This window comes from Dehalococcoidia bacterium, from assembly GCA_041649635.1.
GTDB lineage: Bacteria > Chloroflexota > Dehalococcoidia > E44-bin15 > E44-bin15 > JAYEHL01.
This window is the reverse complement of the sequence record JBAZMV010000001.1, coordinates 133,700-153,064: the sequence shown is the minus strand read 5'-3', so window position 1 is coordinate 153,064 and position 19,365 is coordinate 133,700. Positions and strand designations below refer to the sequence as shown.

The 19,365-nt window shown below is 56.1% G+C and carries 15 protein-coding genes; 5 read left to right on the top strand and 10 right to left on the bottom strand.

Annotated features, from left to right (window positions below; all coding sequences use genetic code 11):
• Positions 1 to 16 precede the first annotated feature (16 nt).
• The 3 genes from mce to WC562_00695 all read left to right on the top strand — a co-directional run bounded on the left by mce (position 17) and on the right by WC562_00695 (position 1,956).
• A complete protein-coding gene (gene mce, locus WC562_00705; protein MFA5054682.1) occupies positions 17 to 418 on the top strand; it encodes a methylmalonyl-CoA epimerase in 402 nt (133 codons plus the stop codon).
• Positions 419 to 435: 17 nt separating this feature from the next.
• Positions 436 to 825, top strand: coding sequence for a cobalamin B12-binding domain-containing protein (locus WC562_00700; GenBank protein MFA5054681.1), 390 nt, complete (start codon positions 436 to 438; stop codon positions 823 to 825).
• 432 nt (positions 826 to 1,257) lie between these two features.
• Positions 1,258 to 1,956, top strand: a complete 699-nt coding sequence (locus WC562_00695) for a formate dehydrogenase accessory sulfurtransferase FdhD (protein ID MFA5054680.1) — start codon at positions 1,258 to 1,260, stop codon at positions 1,954 to 1,956.
• 158 nt (positions 1,957 to 2,114) lie between these two features.
• Here the strand turns inward: WC562_00695 and tgt are convergent, their stop codons facing one another.
• The 3 genes from tgt to WC562_00680 are packed head-to-tail and all read right to left on the bottom strand — an operon-like array spanning position 2,115 to position 5,359.
• Positions 2,115 to 3,320: a tRNA guanosine(34) transglycosylase Tgt gene (gene tgt, locus WC562_00690; GenBank protein MFA5054679.1), complete on the bottom strand. Its 1,206-nt coding sequence runs from the start codon at positions 3,318 to 3,320 to the stop codon at positions 2,115 to 2,117.
• Positions 3,317 to 4,450: an acyl-CoA dehydrogenase family protein gene (locus WC562_00685; GenBank protein ID MFA5054678.1), complete on the bottom strand. Its 1,134-nt coding sequence runs from the start codon at positions 4,448 to 4,450 to the stop codon at positions 3,317 to 3,319. The genes tgt and WC562_00685 overlap by 4 nt, the downstream gene beginning before the upstream one ends.
• 9 nt (positions 4,451 to 4,459) lie before the next feature.
• Complete coding sequence (locus WC562_00680) at positions 4,460 to 5,359, bottom strand: UbiA family prenyltransferase (GenBank protein MFA5054677.1); 900 nt, start codon at positions 5,357 to 5,359, stop codon at positions 4,460 to 4,462.
• Positions 5,360 to 5,672: 313 nt separating this feature from the next.
• Between WC562_00680 and WC562_00675 the strand changes: the two genes are divergently transcribed.
• On the top strand, positions 5,673 to 6,989 hold the full coding sequence (locus WC562_00675; protein MFA5054676.1) for a cation:proton antiporter: 1,317 nt from the start codon (positions 5,673 to 5,675) through the stop codon (positions 6,987 to 6,989).
• A gap of 80 nt (positions 6,990 to 7,069) precedes the next feature.
• On the opposite strand, the gene WC562_00670 is transcribed toward WC562_00675, so the two are convergent.
• The 7 genes from WC562_00670 to alaS all read right to left on the bottom strand — a co-directional run bounded on the left by WC562_00670 (position 7,070) and on the right by alaS (position 16,654).
• Entirely contained in the window at positions 7,070 to 8,878 is a 1,809-nt protein-coding gene (locus tag WC562_00670) for a chloride channel protein (protein ID MFA5054675.1), read from the bottom strand.
• The gene (aroB, locus tag WC562_00665) at positions 8,875 to 10,521 is read right to left on the bottom strand and encodes a 3-dehydroquinate synthase (protein ID MFA5054674.1); all 1,647 of its coding nucleotides are present in this window, start codon (positions 10,519 to 10,521) and stop codon (positions 8,875 to 8,877) included. The genes WC562_00670 and aroB overlap by 4 nt, the downstream gene beginning before the upstream one ends.
• A gap of 136 nt (positions 10,522 to 10,657) precedes the next feature.
• Positions 10,658 to 11,806 carry a chorismate synthase gene (aroC, locus tag WC562_00660; protein ID MFA5054673.1) on the bottom strand — a complete coding sequence of 383 codons (1,149 nt, stop codon included), beginning with the start codon at positions 11,804 to 11,806 and terminating at the stop codon, positions 10,658 to 10,660.
• Positions 11,807 to 11,823: 17 nt separating this feature from the next.
• On the bottom strand, positions 11,824 to 12,072 hold the full coding sequence (locus tag WC562_00655; GenBank protein MFA5054672.1) for a hypothetical protein: 249 nt from the start codon (positions 12,070 to 12,072) through the stop codon (positions 11,824 to 11,826).
• Between the two features lie 14 nt (positions 12,073 to 12,086).
• Positions 12,087 to 13,019 (bottom strand): shikimate dehydrogenase, encoded by a 933-nt coding sequence (locus tag WC562_00650; protein MFA5054671.1) that lies wholly within the window; start codon positions 13,017 to 13,019, stop codon positions 12,087 to 12,089.
• Positions 13,020 to 13,188: 169 nt separating this feature from the next.
• Complete coding sequence (ruvX, locus tag WC562_00645) at positions 13,189 to 13,593, bottom strand: Holliday junction resolvase RuvX (GenBank protein MFA5054670.1); 405 nt, start codon at positions 13,591 to 13,593, stop codon at positions 13,189 to 13,191.
• The gene (alaS, locus tag WC562_00640) at positions 13,574 to 16,654 is read right to left on the bottom strand and encodes an alanine--tRNA ligase (protein MFA5054669.1); all 3,081 of its coding nucleotides are present in this window, start codon (positions 16,652 to 16,654) and stop codon (positions 13,574 to 13,576) included. The genes ruvX and alaS overlap by 20 nt, the downstream gene beginning before the upstream one ends.
• Positions 16,655 to 16,990: 336 nt before the next feature.
• Here alaS and WC562_00635 point away from each other — a divergent pair, with 336 nt between their 5' ends.
• Complete coding sequence (locus WC562_00635; protein MFA5054668.1) at positions 16,991 to 19,279, top strand: hypothetical protein; 2,289 nt, start codon at positions 16,991 to 16,993, stop codon at positions 19,277 to 19,279.
• Positions 19,280 to 19,365: the final 86 nt, after the last annotated feature.

The window sequence follows — 19,365 nt, the reverse complement described above, 5'->3', positions numbered from 1 at the left end:
AAAACAGGAGGAAGAAATGCTTAAGAAGATTGATCATATAGCGATAGCGGTGAAGAGCATCGACGATGTCCTTAAGGTCTGGGGCGACGTGTTCGGCGTAAAGAGCGAACACGAGGAGGAGATACCGGACCAGGGCGTGAAGGCGGCCGCGGTTAACATCGGCGGCGTGCACATCGAGTTCGTTGAGCCGGTGAAGCCGGATACCGGCATCGCCAAGTTCGTGGAGACCAAGGGCGACGGCATACACCACATAGCATTCGAGGTTGAGAATCTCGAACAGGAACTCGCGGCCCTCGAGGCCAATGGCGTGGCGCTCATCGACAAGAAGCCGCGCAAGGGAATGGCCGGCATGATAGCGTTCATACATCCCAAGGCGACCAAGGGCGTGCTCCTGGAGCTGGTGCAGAAGATAAAGTAGAAGGAAAGGTGATCTGTATGGCGAAGACGATAAAAGTATTAGTTGCTAAACCCGGACTCGACGGACATGACCGCGGCGCCAAGTTTGTGGTGCGCGCCCTGCGCGACGCCGGCATGGAGGTCATCTACAGCGGCCTGCGCCAGACGCCGGATATGATAGCGGAGTCCGCCCTTCAGGAGGACGTGGACGTTGTTGGACTGAGCATCCTGTCCGGGGCGCACCTTGAGGTTTTCCCCACTGTGATGGAGAAGCTCAAAGCCAAGGGCCTCAAGGTGGTCGTAGTGGCCGGCGGCATCATCCCGGATGAGGATGTCCCTGCGTTAAAGAAGGTCGGGGTCAATGCTGTGTTCGGCCCTGGAACCCCTTCGAGCGACATAGTGAAATTCCTTAACGGCGCGGTGAATTAGAGTTTAAACGATATATCAACCGCATATTTGGTATGAAGACTGCCGATGGTTTATAATCATCGGCAGTTGTGTTAGAGGGGGAACCATGGTTGAGGGTAATCAACCCCCTATAATCCCCCAATCATGGCCCTTCCATAATAGGTGCTATTTAGAAGGATTCCGGATTGGAAGGGAATATTTAAAAGTTAGGGGACACCCCTATCCTTCCATACATCTTAACATCATGGAAGGACCGGTCCTTCCGCGGAAGGACACCTCTTTGTATAAAATTGAGACAAGGGAGAACCGACGATGTAGGGGCGAAAAATTTTTCGCCCCTACGAAAATCGTTAAATCCTAACAGAGGTCAGCCGTAGGGTGGGTTAAACGGTAGTGTAACCCACCGTTGCATACCCTCTCCCTCCGCAGGGGAGAGGGACCAGGGTGAGGGCGATGATGCATTGCGATAAGCTGAAAATCATAAAGGTTGTTAACGGCGAGAAAGTTTCGCAGTCGGACTTCGTGATCCGCGAGTCCGAGGTCGTTATTAAGATCGACGGCAGGACGCATCGTCATCTGACCTGCCTCGCCGAGCATCTGGAGGAGCTGGCCCTGGGCTACCTGTTCGACGAGGGCATTGCATCGCCGTCCGATATTGATGTTACGGTCGATGGCGCAACTATATCGGTAACGCGCAAATGCAAATCAAGAGTTCGCAAGCCGTCTGTCGCCGATTCTGATTTGAAGGTTATCGACAGTCAGATCTTTGCGTGGGCCGAGGAACTGAATAAAAGCTGTCCTCTGCACATTAAGACCGGCGGCACGCACATCGTCGGCATAGTTCACGGCGATATCATGTTCTTCGTTGAGGATATAAGCAGGCACTGCGCTATCGATAAAGCTATCGGCATCGCGGTAAGGAACGGATATGATATGTCCGATTGCGTTATCGTGACCTCCTGTCGCCAGACGATATCGGCGATGAAAAAAGAGGTCAGGGCTGGATTTCCGATAGTGGTTACAATCGCTGCGCCGACGACGCTGGCTGTTAAAGAGGCCGTCGATTATGGCGTAACGCTGGTCGGTTTCGTGCGGGGCCGCCAGTTCAACATATACTCGCATCCTGATCGTATCGTGACGGGTTCGCGGTGAGAGGAAGGGCGAACACATGGGTTCGCCCCTACGGTGGATTTCGGCCTTCGCCGGAATGACGAATCCCCCCTTCGCAAAGGGGGATTAAGGGGGATTTGCTCTGGTGATGTAGGGTGGGCTGTGCCCACCTTTTTTATCGGCGGGTCGAGACCCGCCCTTTAATCGACGTTGTCTTCGTTGCGTGGTGACGGGTTCTCGCTGAACTTGGCCCGCTGACGCGCCCTGCCCTTCTCCATCTGCGAGAGCCGCACCGTCTCGTCGGTCGGTTCGTATGTGCTGAGGAACGCCTCTTTGAATTCCTTGAATGTTCCGTCGATTATGCTCTGCCTCGCGTCGGACACCAGCTTTAATATGAAATGCAGGTTGTGTATCGTCGCAAGGCTGTAGGCCAGCAGCTCCTTGCAGCGGAAGAGGTGGTGCAGGTAGGCGGCGGAGAAGTTGCGGCAGGTGTAGCAATTGCACTCATAATCGAGGGGGGCGTTCATGTCGCTGTATTTCGCGTTGCGGATGATCTTGCGCCCGTATTTTGTGAAGAAGCCGCCATTCCTGGCGATGCGTGTCGGCAGTGCGCAGTCGAATAGGTCGATGCCGTGCGCGATCCCGTTCAGCAGGTCCTCCGGCGAGCCTACGCCCATGAGGTAGCGCACCTTGTCGTCTGGCAGCAGCGCCACGGTTGCCTCTAACATCGCATCGGTGATTTCCTTGGGCTCTCCCAGGCTCAGCCCGCCGAGGGCGTAGCCGTCGAAATCCAACGCCGTGATTGCCTCCGCCGACTGTCGGCGCAGATCGGCAAATCCGCCTCCCTGGACGATGCCATACATGGCCTGATCCGCTCTATTTTTAGCCCGCAGACACCGTTCCGCCCACAGGCTGGTGCGAATTACCGCCTCCTCCACTTCGCCGCGTTTTTCCGTGTACGGTGGGCACTCATCGAAGGCCATGATGATATCGGCTCCTATTGATTCCTGATACTGCGTCGCCAGCTCGGGGGAGATGAAGTGCTCGCTTCCATCGAGGTGAGAGCGGAAGGTGACTCCGTCGTCGTTCACCTTCCGCAGGTGCGAGAGGCTGAACACCTGATAGCCGCCGCTGTCGGTGAGGATCGGCCCCGGCCAGTTCATGAAGCGGTGCAGGCCGCCAAACTTTTCGATAACGCCGACACCCGGGCGCAGATATAGGTGATACATGTTCGACAGCAGTATCTTGGCGCCGAGCTCGGCGACCGTCTCCGGGTTGAGGGCTTTGACCGATGCCTGTGTGGCCACCGGCGCGAAGGCCGGGGTCGGCACATCGCCGTGCGCCGTCGATAGCATTCCGGCGCGCGCGGACGTGTCGCTGCAGCGGTTGGTTACTTTAAAGCTCACCCCAGCTCTTTCAGCAGGTGATTGGCGATGATTACCCGTTGTATCTCGGATACGCCTTCGTATATCTCGGTCAGCTTCGCGTCGCGGTACAGGCGCTCGATGGGCATGTCGGTCATGTAGCCGTAGGCTCCGTGCACCTGCATGGCCATCCGTGTAACATCGACCACGGCCTGCGAGCAGAACAGCTTCGATGTCGCCGACTCCTTAAGGATGCTCTTGCCCTCGTCGCGGATTGAGGCTGTTCTGTACGTCATCAGTCGTGACGCCTCGATACGCGAATACATCTCGGCAAGCAGTCCCTTTATCGATGCGAGGTTGGAAATCGGCTTATCATAGGCGGTGCGCTCTCCGGCGTATGATACGGAGAGATCGAATGCCTCCTGCGCCACGCCTACGGCCTCCGCGGATATGGCCAGCTTGCCCACGCTAACGGATTCCAGGAGGATGTTGTAGCCGTTGGATTTCTCTCCGACGATGTTCTTGTAGGGGACTCGCACGTCATCCAGGTAAATAACACTGGGGCAGAACCCGCGGGCGCCCATGGTGGGACAGGCGTGCCGTATCTGGTAGCCGGGCGAAGAAGTATCGACGAGGAAAGCGGTCAGCTTGTTAGTCTCGTCCATAGCAAAAACCAGACACATCTTGGATGCGGGCGATAAAGTAATAAAGTGCTTCTGGCCGGTTAATATATAGTCATCCCCGTCCGGCACGGCTCTTGTCTCTATGGATGAAGGGTCCGAGCCCGTGGCAGCCTCGGTGAAGGCGAATGATGATATCATGGCGCCGCTGGCCAGCGAGACCAGGTGCGTCTGTCTCTGTCCCTCGATTCCGTGGCGGAACAGCGCCTCGCCGGTGAGGCTCATGACTCCCATGATGGCTCCTGTGACCATCGAGGCGCGCGAAAGTTGTTCGATAACCAGCGCGAAGCCGGTGTATCCGGCACCGCTCCCTCCGTAATCGGTGGGATAGGGCAGGCCGAAATATCCCGTCTGCGCCATCTTGGCGACGATGTCGAATGGGAACTCGCACTTGATGTCTATCTCGGCCGCGTAAGGCCTGATCTCGCGGTCGGCGAAATCCTTGGCAGACCTTTGCAGCATCTTTTCGTGTTCGCGAAGATTGAAGTCCATAGTGTCCTCCTAAAGCAGCCATACATCCAGGGCCATGGCCAGGAAAAGTATCCCCAGGTACGGAAACGCTGTCAGTTTATATACCTTCCACGACTCGCTGGAGAGCTTATTATAAATCAGCCGTGACGTCGAGAGAATCGTAAGGATTCCCATGATACACGCCGTGATTAGATAAATCAAATCGAAATCGCCTTCATAATAGAGCGCGATCGAGGCGGCGAAGAGCAGCACGGCGAGTACCGGAAGCGTTTTAATGGAGTCTTTGACCTCCATCGACATCGGAAAATACGTGATGCCGGCCTGTCTGTAGTCGTCGCGGTGCGATATCATCAGGCTCCAAACGTGAAGCGGTATCCAGATCACTATCAGCAGGCAGAGGAAGAGCAGGGTCAGGTCGACGCTCTTGCTGATCGCTACATATCCGATAAACACTGGAGCACAGCCGGCCAGTGCGCCCTGCGGGAATACGCAGGTCACCCTCTTTCGAAACGTTGTGGCCACGATTACGCCTACCGCGGCGAAGGTGAAGCACAGCCAGTGCAGGAACCACGCGATTATAAGGCCTGCGAGCACCAGGCTGATGGCCCAGGGCAGCATCTTCCACGGGGGGGTTATCTGTTTTGACGGCAGGGGGCGATGCCTGACCCGTGTCAGCCTGGCGTCAAGGTTGCGGTCGACATAGTTGGTCAGGCCGTTGGTGCCGCCGTTGCCCAGCAGCAGCGCCAGCGTTGCCAGCAGGAGCGTCTGCACATCCGGTTGTCCCTGTCCCGCCACTACGCCGGCGCACACTCCGATGAAGGTCAAAAGCACGGTTTCGCGCGGCTTGAGCACACGTATGTAAGGGAATATCCCTTTGCTCCATCTTGAATCGGACGGGCTTTTTCTATCGTCTATATTGCAGCTAACCATCAGTCGGACTAAACCTCTTGTACGGGATTCAACTTCCACATACTACCTGATAATATCGTCAAGGCGCAAGATACCCGGAAGATTGAGCGGTCGCTTACAGGTTAAACAAAACCGACCTACTGCTTTGTTTATGAATATTTGGTCGAATATGTTCAAACAGGTGGCGTCCCTTCTTTGTAATCACCCGGTCGATATGGTAAAATTACAGCGTTTGTGCATGTGCTCGTATCTGCGAGCGAATAAGATTAGGTTAATAGACTATTTTTCAGTAATCGCCGGCGAGGACCGGCGTTGTGATGCAGGAAGGTAGTTAATGGAAGTCGAAATTTATTTTAAATTTGTATTAGCCTTTGTTCTAATATTAATCGCCGCCAAGATAGGCGGGTTTTTCACGGAGCGATATCTCAAGCAGCCGGCAGTTATCGGCGAGTTGCTGGCCGGCGTTATAATCTCGCCGTTCGCACTTGGAGGTCTCATTTTCGGGTCGGATCCGATAGTCCTCAATTTCGCTCATATACCTTTCGAACATCTTACCTCTTGGGGCCTCTCCGGCGAGGGCGAGTTCAGCGTAATGGAGGTGATATCTGAGATAGCTGTCATAGTGCTGCTCTTTGTCGCCGGTGTGGAGACCGATGTTCGTTCGTTTGTCCGTCAGGCCAAGCTGGGCACCCTGGTAGCTATCGGCGGAGTGCTGTTGCCTTTCGTTTTCGGCTACCTCATGACCATGGTGTTCTTCCCCGATGCTCCTAACTCTGCCAAGTTGTTCATGGGCGCGGTCCTGGTGGCCACCAGCATCGGTATAACCGTGCGCATACTGATGGATATGGGTAAGCTGCATACCCGGGCCGGCACTACGATACTGGTCGCGGCAGTCATCGACGATATCATCGGCATAGTCATATTATCCGTTGTCGCCTCCATCGCGCAGTCGGGGACGGTTAATGCCGGGAAAATCGCTTATGTCACCATAGCCGGGTTTGCCGTCTGGCTAGCGTTGCTGTTTGTGGGCGTAAAGTTCCACAAGCAGATTTCCAGGTTTATACTCAGACCGTTCAAGAGTGCCGAGGCCATTCCTATAGTGGCATTGCTTGTCGGATTCCTTATTTCTTATCTGGTCACGCTTATCGATCTTCATCCGGTGGTAGGGGCCTACGTCGCAGGTTTGATGTTCTCCGCATGCGCCGAGAAGGAAGAGATCATAGAGAAGACCAGGCCGATAATGCTGTTCCTGGCGCCGTTCTTCTTCTGCTATCTGGGCATGCAGGTGGACGTGCCGGCCATGGGGCCGGTGGCGGCCTTTGCTGCCGTGATGGTGTTGCTGGCTGTCATAGGCAAGATAATTGGCTGCTACATACCGTCCAAGTTCGTCGGCAGATTCTCCAATACCGAGGCGATGATAGTAAGCGTTGGGATGGTGCCCCGCGGCGAGGTTGGGCTGATAGTGGCCGGGGTGGGGATGCTCATACCCGGGGCGCTGGGGGATGAGGAGATGGCGCGCGAGCTGTTCGGGGCGGCGGTGGCGGTGAGCCTGTTCACCACGCTGCTCACACCCTCGATGATTAAACCGTTCTTTGGCAGGTTGGCCAGGCAAGAGGCCAAACAGAAGGCCGCGCAGGAAGCGGGCGGCTGAAGCAGTCCGCCGAGCAAGAAATAGTCGCAGGTTTTCTTTACCGTATGAGGATGGTGAGGGCCGCGGTGCGCCGGCAATGATTATCCCAGCGGATGCCGTGAATCCGTTTCCGTAGCTGCCTGTATCTGCGCCCTTATGATGTCATGCCTTCGCAGTACCCCTATCAGGAGAAGTGATTTATCCCTCGATACGACCGGTATACGGCCGATATCCGGGACCCCCTTTGCCCCCAGTTTTGATAAGAGCTCGTGCACCGATTCGTCCTGATAGGCGGTGATGGGATTACGAGTAGCGATATCGCTGACTTTGAGGCCTTCGGCTCCTTTTTTAATTCCGGCTTCTATGTCCGACATGGTGACTACTCCGAAAAGATGCCCATCGTCATCCACTACGGGGAAACCATGGTGTCCTGTCGTCTCTATCTTGCCTGCCAGATCCGTGATCGGCATATAGGGCGGCACTGTGGGGAAGTCGCGTGTCATTATATCGCCGACTGTGAGCGTCTTCATCAGGTTCGGCTCTTGGATTTTGCGCAGATTAATGCCCTGCTTAAGCAATCTGGTGGTGTACATCGTCTCGCTGCTCAGTTTATTGAAGACTATGGTGCTGAAGGCAACGGCGGCGATGATTGGCAGGATGACGGCATAATCCCTTGTAATTTCAAAAACGATGAATATCGCGGTCAGCGGCCCTCCTATCGCGGCTCCGAAGAACGCGCCCATCCCTACCAGGGAATATGCTCCCACCGGCGCGGTGATGCCGGGCACAAGCTCCTGTGATATCAGGCCAAAGGCTCCGCCCAGCATGGCTCCCATGAACAGTGAGGGGGCGAATATGCCTCCGCTGCCTCCGGAGCCGAGGGTTATCGACGTGGCGATTACTTTAAGCACGAACAGCGTAAGCAGCAAGCCGATGGTCATTTGTCCCATCAAAGCGCTGTCGACGCCTCCCATGGTAAGCAGTTCGCCTCCGGGGCCGTAGTGCGTCCCGTAGCCCACGCCGAATATCTCCGGGTAGAAGTAGCCGATGACTCCTATGATAAGTCCTCCGGCGGCCGGTTTCAGGTAGGAAGGGAACCTGATGTTTGATATGAATCCGTCGCACTTATAGAAGAATTTTAAAAAGGCGAACGCGGCTGAGCCGGCTATTACTCCGAGGAGCATATAAGAGATGATTTCCCAGGGGCTCTGCATTGTATATGCAACGAAGGCGAACGGGGCGGGGTGCTCTTCTGTAAAAATAAATATGTTGGCGATGAGACATGCCGCAACGGAACTGATAATGATGAAGAGGGCGTTTCGCATCCTGGCTTTTCTTTGCAACACTTCGTAAGCGAAGAACGCGCCTGCTATGGGTGCGTTGAACGTGGCCGATATGCCGCCCGCGGCGCCGCAGAGCAGAAGCGTCTTTACCCATTCGTCGGAAAGCTTGAAACGCTGGCCTATCGTCGAACCTATAGAAGCGCCGATTTGAACTATCGGGCCTTCACGTCCCACCGAGCCGCCGCTGCCGATGCAGATGGATGAGGCTACTATCTTTGCTATGGCTATACGCTGTCGAATCCGGCCTTTGCCCACGGCTATAGCCTTCATGACCTCGGGCGGGCCTTCTCCCTTAGCCTCGCGGGCAAGCAGATATATGAGGGGGCCTATTATTAGTCCGCCCGCCACCGGCAATATGATGACGTAGTAATCGCCCATAAAGCCGAACGCGGACGCGCCTCCCTTGAAGAAGAACCAGCTGCAGTATTCGATGAGTTTCCAGAAGACCCACGCGCCGAATCCGGCGCCGATACCTACTACGATACTGAGGATAATGCCGACGGAGGTTTCCGAGGACTGAATGCGATTGATAATGGGTTCGAATAAGTCTTTGAGCTTCCGTTTCAACTTACGATAAGCTCCTTGATGACTTTGACGATGTCTCTATCTGGGACATCATCACGGAAAGTGGTTTTGCCGATGCCTTCGAGCAGCACCCACTGGATTTTCTTTTCTTTGACCTTCTTATCGAGGGCCATTGCTTTGAGGACCGGGGCGAGCTTCACATCGGAGCAGACGACGGGCAGGCCGAAACGTTCGAGTATCTTTTTCTGGCGCAGGACGACGTCGCGTTTTATCATACCGAGCCGCTGGCTGAGCATGGCCGCCCCCGTCATTCCAACGGATACCGCCTCCCCGTGCAGCAGCCTTCCGTAGCCGGTGGCCGCCTCCAGCCCGTGCCCGATGGTGTGGCCGTAGTTCAACACCATGCGTTTGCGCTGTTCCTTCTCGTCCTCGCCGACCACGGTGGATTTGATGTAGGCGCTGCGTCTTACGACCTCCGCGATAACGGCTGGCTTGAGCTTCGACAGGTCGTCGGCGTTGCTTTCAAGCAGGTCGAGAAAATCTGCGTCGAGGATCATCGCATGTTTAATAACCTCGGCCCAGCCGGAGACGAGTTCGCGTTTGGGCAGCGTCTTAAGCGTGCTGACGTCGGCCAGCACGAGGCGCGGCTGATAGAAGGCGCCGATTAGGTTCTTGGCTTTGGGGTGGTTCACCGCTACTTTGCCGCCTATGGACGAATCGGTCATGGCCATGAGAGAAGTCGGCACGTGCACCAGCGGCAGGCCGCGTAGAAATGTTGCCGCGGTGAATCCGGCCAGGTCGCCGACCATTCCGCCTCCCAGCGCCACGACGGCGTGTCCGCGCTCGGCATGCTGCTTGACCATCCAGTCGTATATCTTGATCGCGGTGTCGATGGTCTTCGTCGATTCCCCTGCCGGCACTATGTATGTCGCCGTCTTGAAACCCTCGGCTTTCAACGATTCGATCGCTTTTTCACCGTGATGCGGGAAAACATTATCGTCGCTGATGATAAGTGCGGAACCGCTCAGCCCACACTGGCGCATACGCCGACCCAGGCCCTCCAGTAATCCCCATCCGACGAAAACCGGATAATTGTCGGCAGGTGTGGTTACGATGAACGGTGTTGTCTGTCTGGCGGTGTCTTTCCGCTGAGACTTGACCTTCTCGAATTCCATTATCACGGCTTCGACGGTCTCATCGACCGTCATGTTATCGGTGAAAACAGCCCGGTCGGCTACGGCATAGTATGCCTGACGCGATGTTTTGAGTTGTATGACGCGCGCCATAGGGTCGGCGGCCTTCAGCAGCGGACGGGGCACCGTATCCTCCATCTGTTTCGATTCCAGAAGGCGTTTGTAGATGGTCTTAGGATGGGCCTCCAGGCAGATTACGACGCCTGATCGCAGGAAGAGTTCGCGGTTGCGCGGGTCGACGATGGCGCCGCCGCCGGTGACTATGACCTTATTCTTGCGTCCGCAAACGTCTTGCAGCATCTCGCGCTCCAGCGCTCTGAAATGCGACTCGCCTTTCTCGGCGAATATGTCAGGGATGGGTTTGCCAACGGCAGCCGCTATCGCATGGTCGCTGTCTATGTACTGCCACCCGAGTTTCTCAGCTGTCCTTTTCCCTACTACCGATTTGCCGGTAAAGGAGAAGCCGATGATGATTATGTTGTCTTTACGCATAAGACTGCCTTTAACATTCAACTCGGGGTTTATCAACCCCCTGTTATCCCCCAGTCTTGGGGGATAATAAAAAAATCTGGGGGACACCCCCAGTTCCCCCGGCAGGATTTATCCTGCACCTATTTTTATGGATTACCTATATTGTCTTAATGTAATTCCTATAATTGCGAATCGTTTCCTTGAGATGGTCGCCGCCGAACTTCTCCAGCATGGCGTCGGCCAGCACTATGGCCAGCATGGCCTCCCCTATCACGCCCGCTGCCGGCACCACGCACACGTCGCTGCGCTCGATGTGGGCGTCGACGCGCTTGCCTGTCTTAAGGTCGACTGAGGGAAGCGGCTTGCTCAGTGTCGGTATCGGCTTGACTAAGGCTTTGACTAATATCGCTTCGCCGTTGCTGATGCCGCCCTCGATGCCTCCGGCGTGATTGGTGGCTCGGCTCCACTCAAGTTTAGACTTGTCGTATTTTATCGTGTCGTGCGTCAGCGAGCCTATCAACCCTGCGACGGATGAGGATCCGCCTATCTCGACGCTCTTAACGGCGGGTATGCTCATTATCGCCTGCGCTATCCTGCCGTCGAGGCGGCGGTCCCACTGCACGTGGCTGCCCAGTCCGATGGGCACGCCGGCGGCTACCACCTGAAATACGCCGCCAACGCTGTCGCCGCCGTCTTTCGCCGCGTCTATGGCGGCGATCATCGTCTTTTCCGCCTTCGCTGCGGTGCAGCGCACAGGCGACTTCTCGACCTTGCCCCAGTCAATTTTATTGATATCAATGTCTGCGACTCGCGAGTCGCCTATGGCCAACGTATGACTCTTCAGCTCGACTCCGAACTCCTCAAGAAATCGCCTAGCTACAGCGCCCACCGCTACGCGCGCCGCCGTCTCGCGGGCGCTGGCACGTTCCAGGATGGGGCGCACATCGTCGAGACCGTACTTCTTCGTGCCAGCCAGGTCGGCGTGTCCGGGGCGCAGCCGCGTTACCGGCTCGATCTTCTTTGATACCGATGCGACCGACATGGTTTCCGCCCAGTTCTCCCAGTCGCGGTTGCGTATCAGCAGAGAGATGGGGCTTCCCATTGTCAGGCCGTAGCGCACGCCGGAAAGTATCTCGGCGCGGTCCTTCTCTATCTTCATACGTCCGCCGCGGCCGTATCCGCCCTGCCTGCGCGCAAGGTCGCGGGCGATGTAGCCTTCATCGAGAGGCAGCCCGGCGACCATGCCGTCGATTATAGCCGTCAGCGCTTTGCCGTGAGATTCGCCCGCGGTTAAATAACGTAACATAGCTATTCCTTCCACGATCAACTCGGCTTGGCCCAGCCTTGACCACCGCACGCTTCGCAGACTGCGGTCTTGCTCATGGCGAAACCTGAAACGATTTTTCCGGTGCCGTCGCAGTGAGAGCAAACGGCGTAGTTAGAGGGAACTTCTATCGTGCCTTTCATATGACAGATCGGGCATGATACGGAAGTCATGCCAAACTCCGATTTTTTTACCTTTCCCGTGCCCTTGCAGTATCCACAGCGCCTGCTTGTCAAATCCGTGTTCATAAGTCCCCCTCACTTCATAGAGCTTTTTCCGCCGCTTTAAACATTATGTTAACAGGAGCCTCCCTACCCGTCCAGAGCTCAAAGGCTATAGCCCCCTGATATACCAGCATCGTCAATCCGTTGAGCGTTTTCGCCTCTGCTTTTTTTGCGTCCGATAGAAATTTTGTTACTAGAGGATTATACACCACATCGTAAACAAATGCTCCTGCGGGGATTAAAGCGGCCTCCAGCGGGGATTCGTTCTCGGTTGCTCCGTGCTTCATCCCTATCGGCGTGCAGTTCACTATCAGGTTACATTCCGATAAAGCGTCCTTGAAATGCGTGTCGTTTGATGGAACGATGTCGATGTCGGGGATGGGCCACAGCTTGTAAGTCAGCGAATCGATCCATGTGATATCCTTGGCGTCGTAGCAGCTTCGCGGCGGCTTACCCTGCGTTCGCGCTAGGCTGCGCTCCAGGTCGGTCTTTAGCCCTTGGGCTTTTTCCATGTCGACGTCGGTTATCGTAAGCGACTTTATCCCGGCCTTGGACAGCGCGAACGTCACAGCCCGCGCCACCCCGCCGGCGCCGAGTATCACCGCCCGCTTCTCAGCCGGATCGAAGCCGCCGTCCTTGTTCAATGCTTTGAGAAAGCCGCCGGCGTCGGTGTTGAAGCCGAGCAGCCGCCCGTCCCTGTTGACTATGGTATTAATTGCGCCTACCTCTGAGGCCAGGGCCTCGGTCTCGTCGACGAGCTGAAGCATAGCGCCCTTGTGCGGCACCGTGATATTCGCGCCCAGATACTCCGGTTGCCGCAGCCGCTCGACGAACGAGGCCAGCTTATCCGGCGCCGTCTCCCACAGTTCGTATCTGATGTCGAGCTTGTAGTGGTCGAGCGCAGCCTGCTGCATCTGCGGGGACACGGAATGCCCTACGGGATAACCTATTAATCCGACCAGTTTCGTCATTTGATGTATTATCAACCCCCTGGCCCCCAATATTGCGGTCATCGTGTAGGGGCAATTCATGAATTGCCCCTACGGGACGTTCCTATTCGTCATTCCGTCGAATGCCGGAATCCACCGTCATAATATATTGTGGTGGGTTTCGCTGCGCTCTACCCACCCTACCTCTACATCATTTCGCTCCGTCGATGTAAGCCTGCAAGATGACGGCGGCGGCCATGGCGTCGATATTGGCCTTGCGTTTCTTGCGCTTGACGCCGCTTTCCCGCATCAATCGATCCGCTATCACGGTGGTCAGGCGTTCGTCGCACATCTCAATCGGAATGTCTATGTGGTTCGAGAGCGACTTGGCGAAATCGAGAACCAGATTAGCCTGGGCGCCGACGGTGCCGTCCATGGAGCGCGGCAACCCGATAACGATAAGCTCGGTCTCATAGTCACGTGCCAGCGCCGCAATCCGCTCCAAATCGTCCGCTTCCTCCGTCCTCCCGATAACGGCGACGGGGATAGCCACGCTGCCGACCGCCATGGCGACGCCGATGTGTTTATCGCCGACATCAAGCCCGATGATGGCCATGTTCGGTCACCAATTCCCTTACCATTTTCAGGGCTTCGTCTATCTTTGCCGCGTCCTTGCATCCGCCCTGCCCCGTCTCCGCCCTGCCGCCGCCGCGGCCGCCGGCCGCCTGCGTGATATGTTTAATGATATGTCCGGCGCTTTGACCTTTGGCGACCAGATCCGGTGTCGCCATGGCGATGAAATTAGCCTGGCTGTCGAACTCCGCCGCCAGCACCAGCAGAACGCTGCCAGCCTGCTCCTTTATGTGGTCGCCCATTCTGCGCAGTGCGTCCATGTCCGTCGCGTCGACCCTGGCTGCCAGCACGCGCACACCGTTTATATCGACTATCTTGTCGATGAGCGATGCGGCGTCTCCCTTGAGCGATTGCTGCTCCGTGCTCGCCGCTTTCTTGCGCATGGCCTCGATCTCTTTCTGTAGTGAGGATATCCGATTTAAGATGTCGGCGGGCTTGGTCTTGAGCGCCGCCGCGATCTCGTCGATCATCTCCTGTTTGCTTTCAATGTATCGCTCGGCGCCCCTTCCGGTGACGGCCTCTATGCGCCGTATGCCCGCGCCGATGCTGCTCTCGCCGGTGATGCACATGAAAGCAATCTCTCCCGTGGCAGAGACGTGGCAGCCTCCGCACAGCTCTGTGGATATAGACGGCTTGCCGACCTGCATCACGCGCACCTCGTCGGCGTACTTCTCGTCAAAGAAGGCCAGCGCGCCGATGTCAACGGCTTCCTTGTAGTGCATATTTGTCGCCGTCACTTTATAGTCGCGGCGTATGAAATCGTTCACGATGCGCTGTACTTTAATCAACTCATTTCTAGTAAGCGCCTTCTGGTGGGTGAAGTCGAAGCGGAAATAATCGGGCGCCACCAGCGAGCCGGACTGCCGTATGTGCTCGCCCAGCACCTGCCTCAGCGCCGCCTGGAGCAGGTGGGTTGCCGTGTGGTTGCGCGCGATGTCGCGGCGGCGCTGCTCGTCTACGCTGGCCTCAGCGGTGTCCTCGGTGGTGATATAACCCTCTTTCACCTTGCCGTGGTGCACGGTCAACTCGTGTCCTATGTGATATGTATCCTCCACTATGAAACGCCCGTGCGGGCCGATGATTTCGCCGATATCGCCCACCTGTCCGCCCATCTCGCCGTAGAACGGCGTCTCGTGCAGCACTATCTCGCCCTCGTCGCCCTGCGACAACTTCGCCGTCTTCGCGCCTTTAGCGGTCATTATTAAAATATCGCTGCGGTGTTTGAGCCTGGAGCAGTCGTCGCCGACGAATCTTACCTCCGGCAGGTTCTCCTTTGTATATACCCTGGCCGCGGCTTTGTCGTCCACCTTGAACTTGTGCGCGGAGCGGGCCTTCTCGCGCTGCTTGTCCATCTCGCGTTCGAAGCCTTCCATGTCTACTTTCAGGCCGTGCTCGTCTGCGACTTCCTTTGTAACATCGAGAGGGAAGCCGTAGGTATCGTATAGCTTGAAAAGTTGAGAGCCAGTAATTCTAGAAGCATTTAAAGTTTTCGACATTATATCAGAAGCTGCCGCGAATTCTTTTAGCAAAGGTTGCATAGCTTGTTCTAGTGCTTCGGAAGACTTGCGAATTTCTTCGGATAAAGGTTGCATAGCTTGTTCTAGTGCTTCGGAAGACTTGCGAACTTCTTCGGATAAAGGTTGCATAGCTTGTTCTAGTGCTTCGGAAGACTTGCGAACTTCTTCGGATAAAGGTTGCATAGCTTGCCCTAGTACTTCTAATGATTTGAGAGTTTCTTCTGGGATCTTTAATGATTGCAAAGCTTTTTCGAACTCGTCAGTTCGTGATTTAATGGTCTCAAATACTTTAAAAGTTTCTTCTGGGATTTTGAGTGATTGTATACCCTTCACAAGGCCATTTGTAGTCGACTGCATTGTCTTTATGGCCTGTTTAAATTCGGTGTCTTCTAACATTCTTGTGAATGTGTTCTGTATAGTTGAGTCCAGCAGGTTCAGGCCGACGTTGAGCGTCTCGCGGAATCTCGATTCCTCGGCCTCGATGGTGGCTAGGATATGCTTCTGCTCGCGCTTGAGTTCAGGGTATGCGGCACCCATATGTTTGATGACCTCTGTAGCCAGGTTGCAGAGGAAAAGCTCCTCCAATCCCAGGTTCCTGCCGAAGAGCGCGGCGCGGCGCAACACCCGGCGCAACACGTAGCCGCGACCCTCGTTCGAGGGTATCACACCGTCGGCGATGAGGAATGTTATCGCGCGCGAGTGGTCGGCGAGTATGCGTATGGCACGGTCGTTCTCCTCGTTCTCGCCGTAGCGCTTGCCTGCCAGTTTGCTGATATGTTCGATCATGGGCTGGAATGCGTCGGTCTTATATACCGTCGTCACGCCCTGCATCACCGCGGCGGTGCGCTCCAGCCCCATGCCCGTATCGATGTTGGGTTTGGGCAGCGGCACGCGGCTGCCGTCCTTGAGCTGGTCGTATTGCGTGAAGACCAGGTTCCATATCTCAACGAAGCGGCCGCACTCGCAGTTGGGGCCGCAGTCGGATTTGCCGCATCCGATGCCCTCGCCGAAGTCGTAGTGCAGCTCGCTGCAGGGGCCGCAGGGGCCGCTGTCGCCTGCGGGTCCCCAGAAGTTCTCCTTATCCCCGAATCGCTTTATCTTCTCCTTGGGGAATCCGATGTCCTGCCAGTACTGGAACGCCTCTTCGTCGTCTTTGTATATAGTGACCCACAGTCTCTCCGGCGGCATCTTGAGCCGCTCCGTGACGAACTCCCACGACCAGGCGATAGCTTCCTTCTTGAAGTAGTCGCCGACGCTGAAGTTGCCCAGCATCTCGAAGAAAGTGAGGTGCCGCGTATCACCCACATCATCGATGTCCGTCACGCGGAAGCACTTCTGACACGATGTCATTCGCGGATTGGGGGGTATCGCCTCTCCGGTGAAGTATCGTTTGAACTGCACCATCCCCGCTGATGTCAGCAGCAGGGTCGGGTCCGACTTCGGAACCAGAGACGAGCTTGCTACGCGCAGATGTTCCTTCTCTTCAAAAAAAGTAAGATACGCCTCTCGAATTTCGTTGATGTTCACTCTTGCCACCTTCGACGTGATTTTAGTGTAAGCGTGTACGCCATGTCAATGAGATACGCTTGTTTTGTGCTTGACAAATATTATTGACAAGGATTAATGTATGTGATATATATGACCAGTCTGCACAATATGCCCCCAGGCGGGGTATTATTATTGTCGGATTTATAGCAGGGATGAACGAATCAGGGTGCGGAGTTGTGGGGTATGTTGCTGAATTTGGAGAACTATAGCTAGAACAAGCTGTTAGGTTACGGTCCCAGTTCCGGTATCGGTGCTGGGACATTTGTATTATAGGAAATATATCGTAATAGCTGGGATTTGAATAAGGAGACGAAGATGGCAAAGAAAACAGAAGGCGATCCCGAGGAAGAGAAGAAATCGGAGCAGTCCGAAGCTGAGAAAGAAGTCGCTCGCAAAGGTACTTTTAAGATAGCTACAAAAACGCTTCCAGCCATCTTGGATGAGATCGATGAGAATATCTGGGATATAGCTAACGCTCTTCGCAGGTCCGAACAGGCTGCTAAGGAGGCGGGAAAGGCGGCTGAATCCGCGATTAAGGCCGCCGCTGAGGCGGGGGCGCAGGCGGTAGAGGCAAAGACGACTGGACAGGATATTCAGGCAGCGGCTAAGAAGGCCGAGGAAGCGGCAAAGGAAGCCGTAGAGAAGGCTAAGGAAGCGGATATCTCTTCAGTAGAGGCTAAGAAGATAGCAGAAGCTGCATTAAAGGCGACGCAGGAGGAAGCGGAGCGGGCCGCGCAGGCCGGCGCTGAGGCCAAACAGGCTGCGGAGGAAGTCGCCCGTAAGCAGGAGGAAGTTGAAGCCAAGGCTGTAGAGGTGGCAAGCGTGGCCAGCACCGCGGCGGATCAGATAGCGGCCCAGTCTGAGGATGAGGGGCTTAAAGCTCAAGAGAGGGCCTATGCTTCCACCGAGGCTTTAGAGGCAGCCATGAAAGCCGCGAGCGAGGCGATAAAGAAGGCCAAAGATGCGGCCAAGGCCGCTGAAACGGCTGCCGCTGAGGTGTCTGCGAAGCCCACCATAGATAATATCGAGTTAGCCGGCAGGGCCGGCGCCCAGGCCAAGAGGGAATCGGCTTTGACGCTGGCCGCCGCTGAGGAAGTAGCGCGGAAGGCGGATTTCGCTCAGTTAGCCGGGGATGAGGCGCTTAAGGCTGCCTCCACTTTGACCGGTGTTCTGGGAGAAAAGGTTGCCGAGGCCGGTACTCAGGCCAGGAACGCGGCGGCCTCCGGGCTGAAGTTATTTGATAAAGCACGCGGCGCTTCCGATGCCGCGAATATCGCCGGCGACAGCGCTATTGAGGCTGCTAATCGCGCTATAGCGGATGCGTTGAGGAGGGCGGTGGAGATCGCCGAAAGGGCGGCAGGCAGGGCTGAGGATATAGCGGACGAGGTAGCCCGCAGGGCGGAACAGATAGCGGCCGATGCCGCCCGCAGGCAGCAAGAGATCGAGGCCAAAGCCGCCGAGGTGGCTGAGTTAGCGGACAGGATAGCCTCGGAGACGGCGGCCAGGGCCGAGGAGGAAGGGCTCAGGGCTCAGGAGAGGGCTTATATCGCCAGTGATGCCGTGGATGCCTCGATCAAATCTGCGAATGAGGCCATCAAGCAGGCGAAGGAAGCGGCAAAGGCGGCTGACGCGTCTGTTGATGTTGTTACAAAGGCTCCCAATTTAAATAATATCGAAAAAGCGCAGGAGGCCGGCGCGGCTGCGAAGAAAGCGTCTGCGGAGGCGTTGTTCGCCGCGGAGGAGCTGGACAGGAAATGCGATTTCGCCGAGTTGGCCGGAGATGAAGCTCTCAGGGCCGCCTCCGCTTTGTCGGGAACGCTGGCCGAGAAGGTTATCGATTCCGGCAGGCAGGCCAAGGAAGCGGCCGCCTCTGGAATAAAGACGGCGGAGAAGGCCCGGGCGGCCTCCGATCTTGCCAGCGCGGCCGGAGACAGAGCTGTAATCGCCGCCGTTCGCGCTATGCATGTCTACCTGGAAGCACTTGCCAAACTTGCGGCTGATATCCAGACAAAGACGGATGAGTCGGTTAAGGCTATCGAAGGCGCTGTTGCCGGGGCGCTGGCGGCTGCAGAGGCGATGACTCTGAAATCCGAGGAGGTCGCTGCTGAGGTCAAACGGAAGTCCGACGAGACTATCGCCGATGCGCTGAAGAAAGCGGAGGCGATGGCGCTGAGGTCCGAGAAGGTCGCTGCTGATGTTGAGCGGAAGTCGGAACAGGCTATCGCCGATGCGCTGAAGAAGGTTGAGGCCATGCTGCAGAAGGCCGAGAAGACCGCGGTTGATGTAGAGCGTAAGTCTGAGGCGGCTACTGCCGAGGCGGTGAAGAAGACCGATGCTATGATAGGAAGGACGGAGCAGGTCGCTGCGGAAGCCAGGTCCAAGGCTGAAGCAGCGGTGAAAGCCACCGAGGACGCATTCTCCGATGTCATGAAGAAAACGCAGGGGATGGTTGATAAAGCGGTTGATGATGCGCACGCGCGTTCTATAGAGGCCGCCAAGATGGTGCTTAAGAGCTTCCTCACTTCATGGCAGTTCGTTGCCATTGTGCTGGCAATCATTGTCATAGCCGTATCGATAGCATCAGCTTTGGCCTATATGGCCTAAGTAGTCAACACTAACGTTGAGTTGAAGTCGTATGTCAAGATTACCGGAAGTTGTAGATAGCAAGTATGAAGAGACTCGCGCTCTGG

Coding starts and splice junctions, on each gene's coding strand:
- mce (MFA5054682.1), top strand. CDS start 17: ATGCTTAAGAAGATTGATCATATAGCGATAGCGGTGAAGAGCATCGAC.
- WC562_00700 (MFA5054681.1), top strand. CDS start 436: ATGGCGAAGACGATAAAAGTATTAGTTGCTAAACCCGGACTCGACGGA.
- WC562_00695 (MFA5054680.1), top strand. CDS start 1,258: ATGATGCATTGCGATAAGCTGAAAATCATAAAGGTTGTTAACGGCGAG.
- WC562_00685 (MFA5054678.1), bottom strand. CDS start 4,450: ATGGACTTCAATCTTCGCGAACACGAAAAGATGCTGCAAAGGTCTGCC.
- WC562_00680 (MFA5054677.1), bottom strand. CDS start 5,359: ATGGTTAGCTGCAATATAGACGATAGAAAAAGCCCGTCCGATTCAAGA.
- WC562_00675 (MFA5054676.1), top strand. CDS start 5,673: ATGGAAGTCGAAATTTATTTTAAATTTGTATTAGCCTTTGTTCTAATA.
- aroB (MFA5054674.1), bottom strand. CDS start 10,521: ATGCGTAAAGACAACATAATCATCATCGGCTTCTCCTTTACCGGCAAA.
- aroC (MFA5054673.1), bottom strand. CDS start 11,806: ATGTTACGTTATTTAACCGCGGGCGAATCTCACGGCAAAGCGCTGACG.
- WC562_00655 (MFA5054672.1), bottom strand. CDS start 12,072: ATGAACACGGATTTGACAAGCAGGCGCTGTGGATACTGCAAGGGCACG.
- WC562_00650 (MFA5054671.1), bottom strand. CDS start 13,019: ATGACGAAACTGGTCGGATTAATAGGTTATCCCGTAGGGCATTCCGTG.
- ruvX (MFA5054670.1), bottom strand. CDS start 13,593: ATGGCCATCATCGGGCTTGATGTCGGCGATAAACACATCGGCGTCGCC.
- WC562_00635 (MFA5054668.1), top strand. CDS start 16,991: ATGGCAAAGAAAACAGAAGGCGATCCCGAGGAAGAGAAGAAATCGGAG.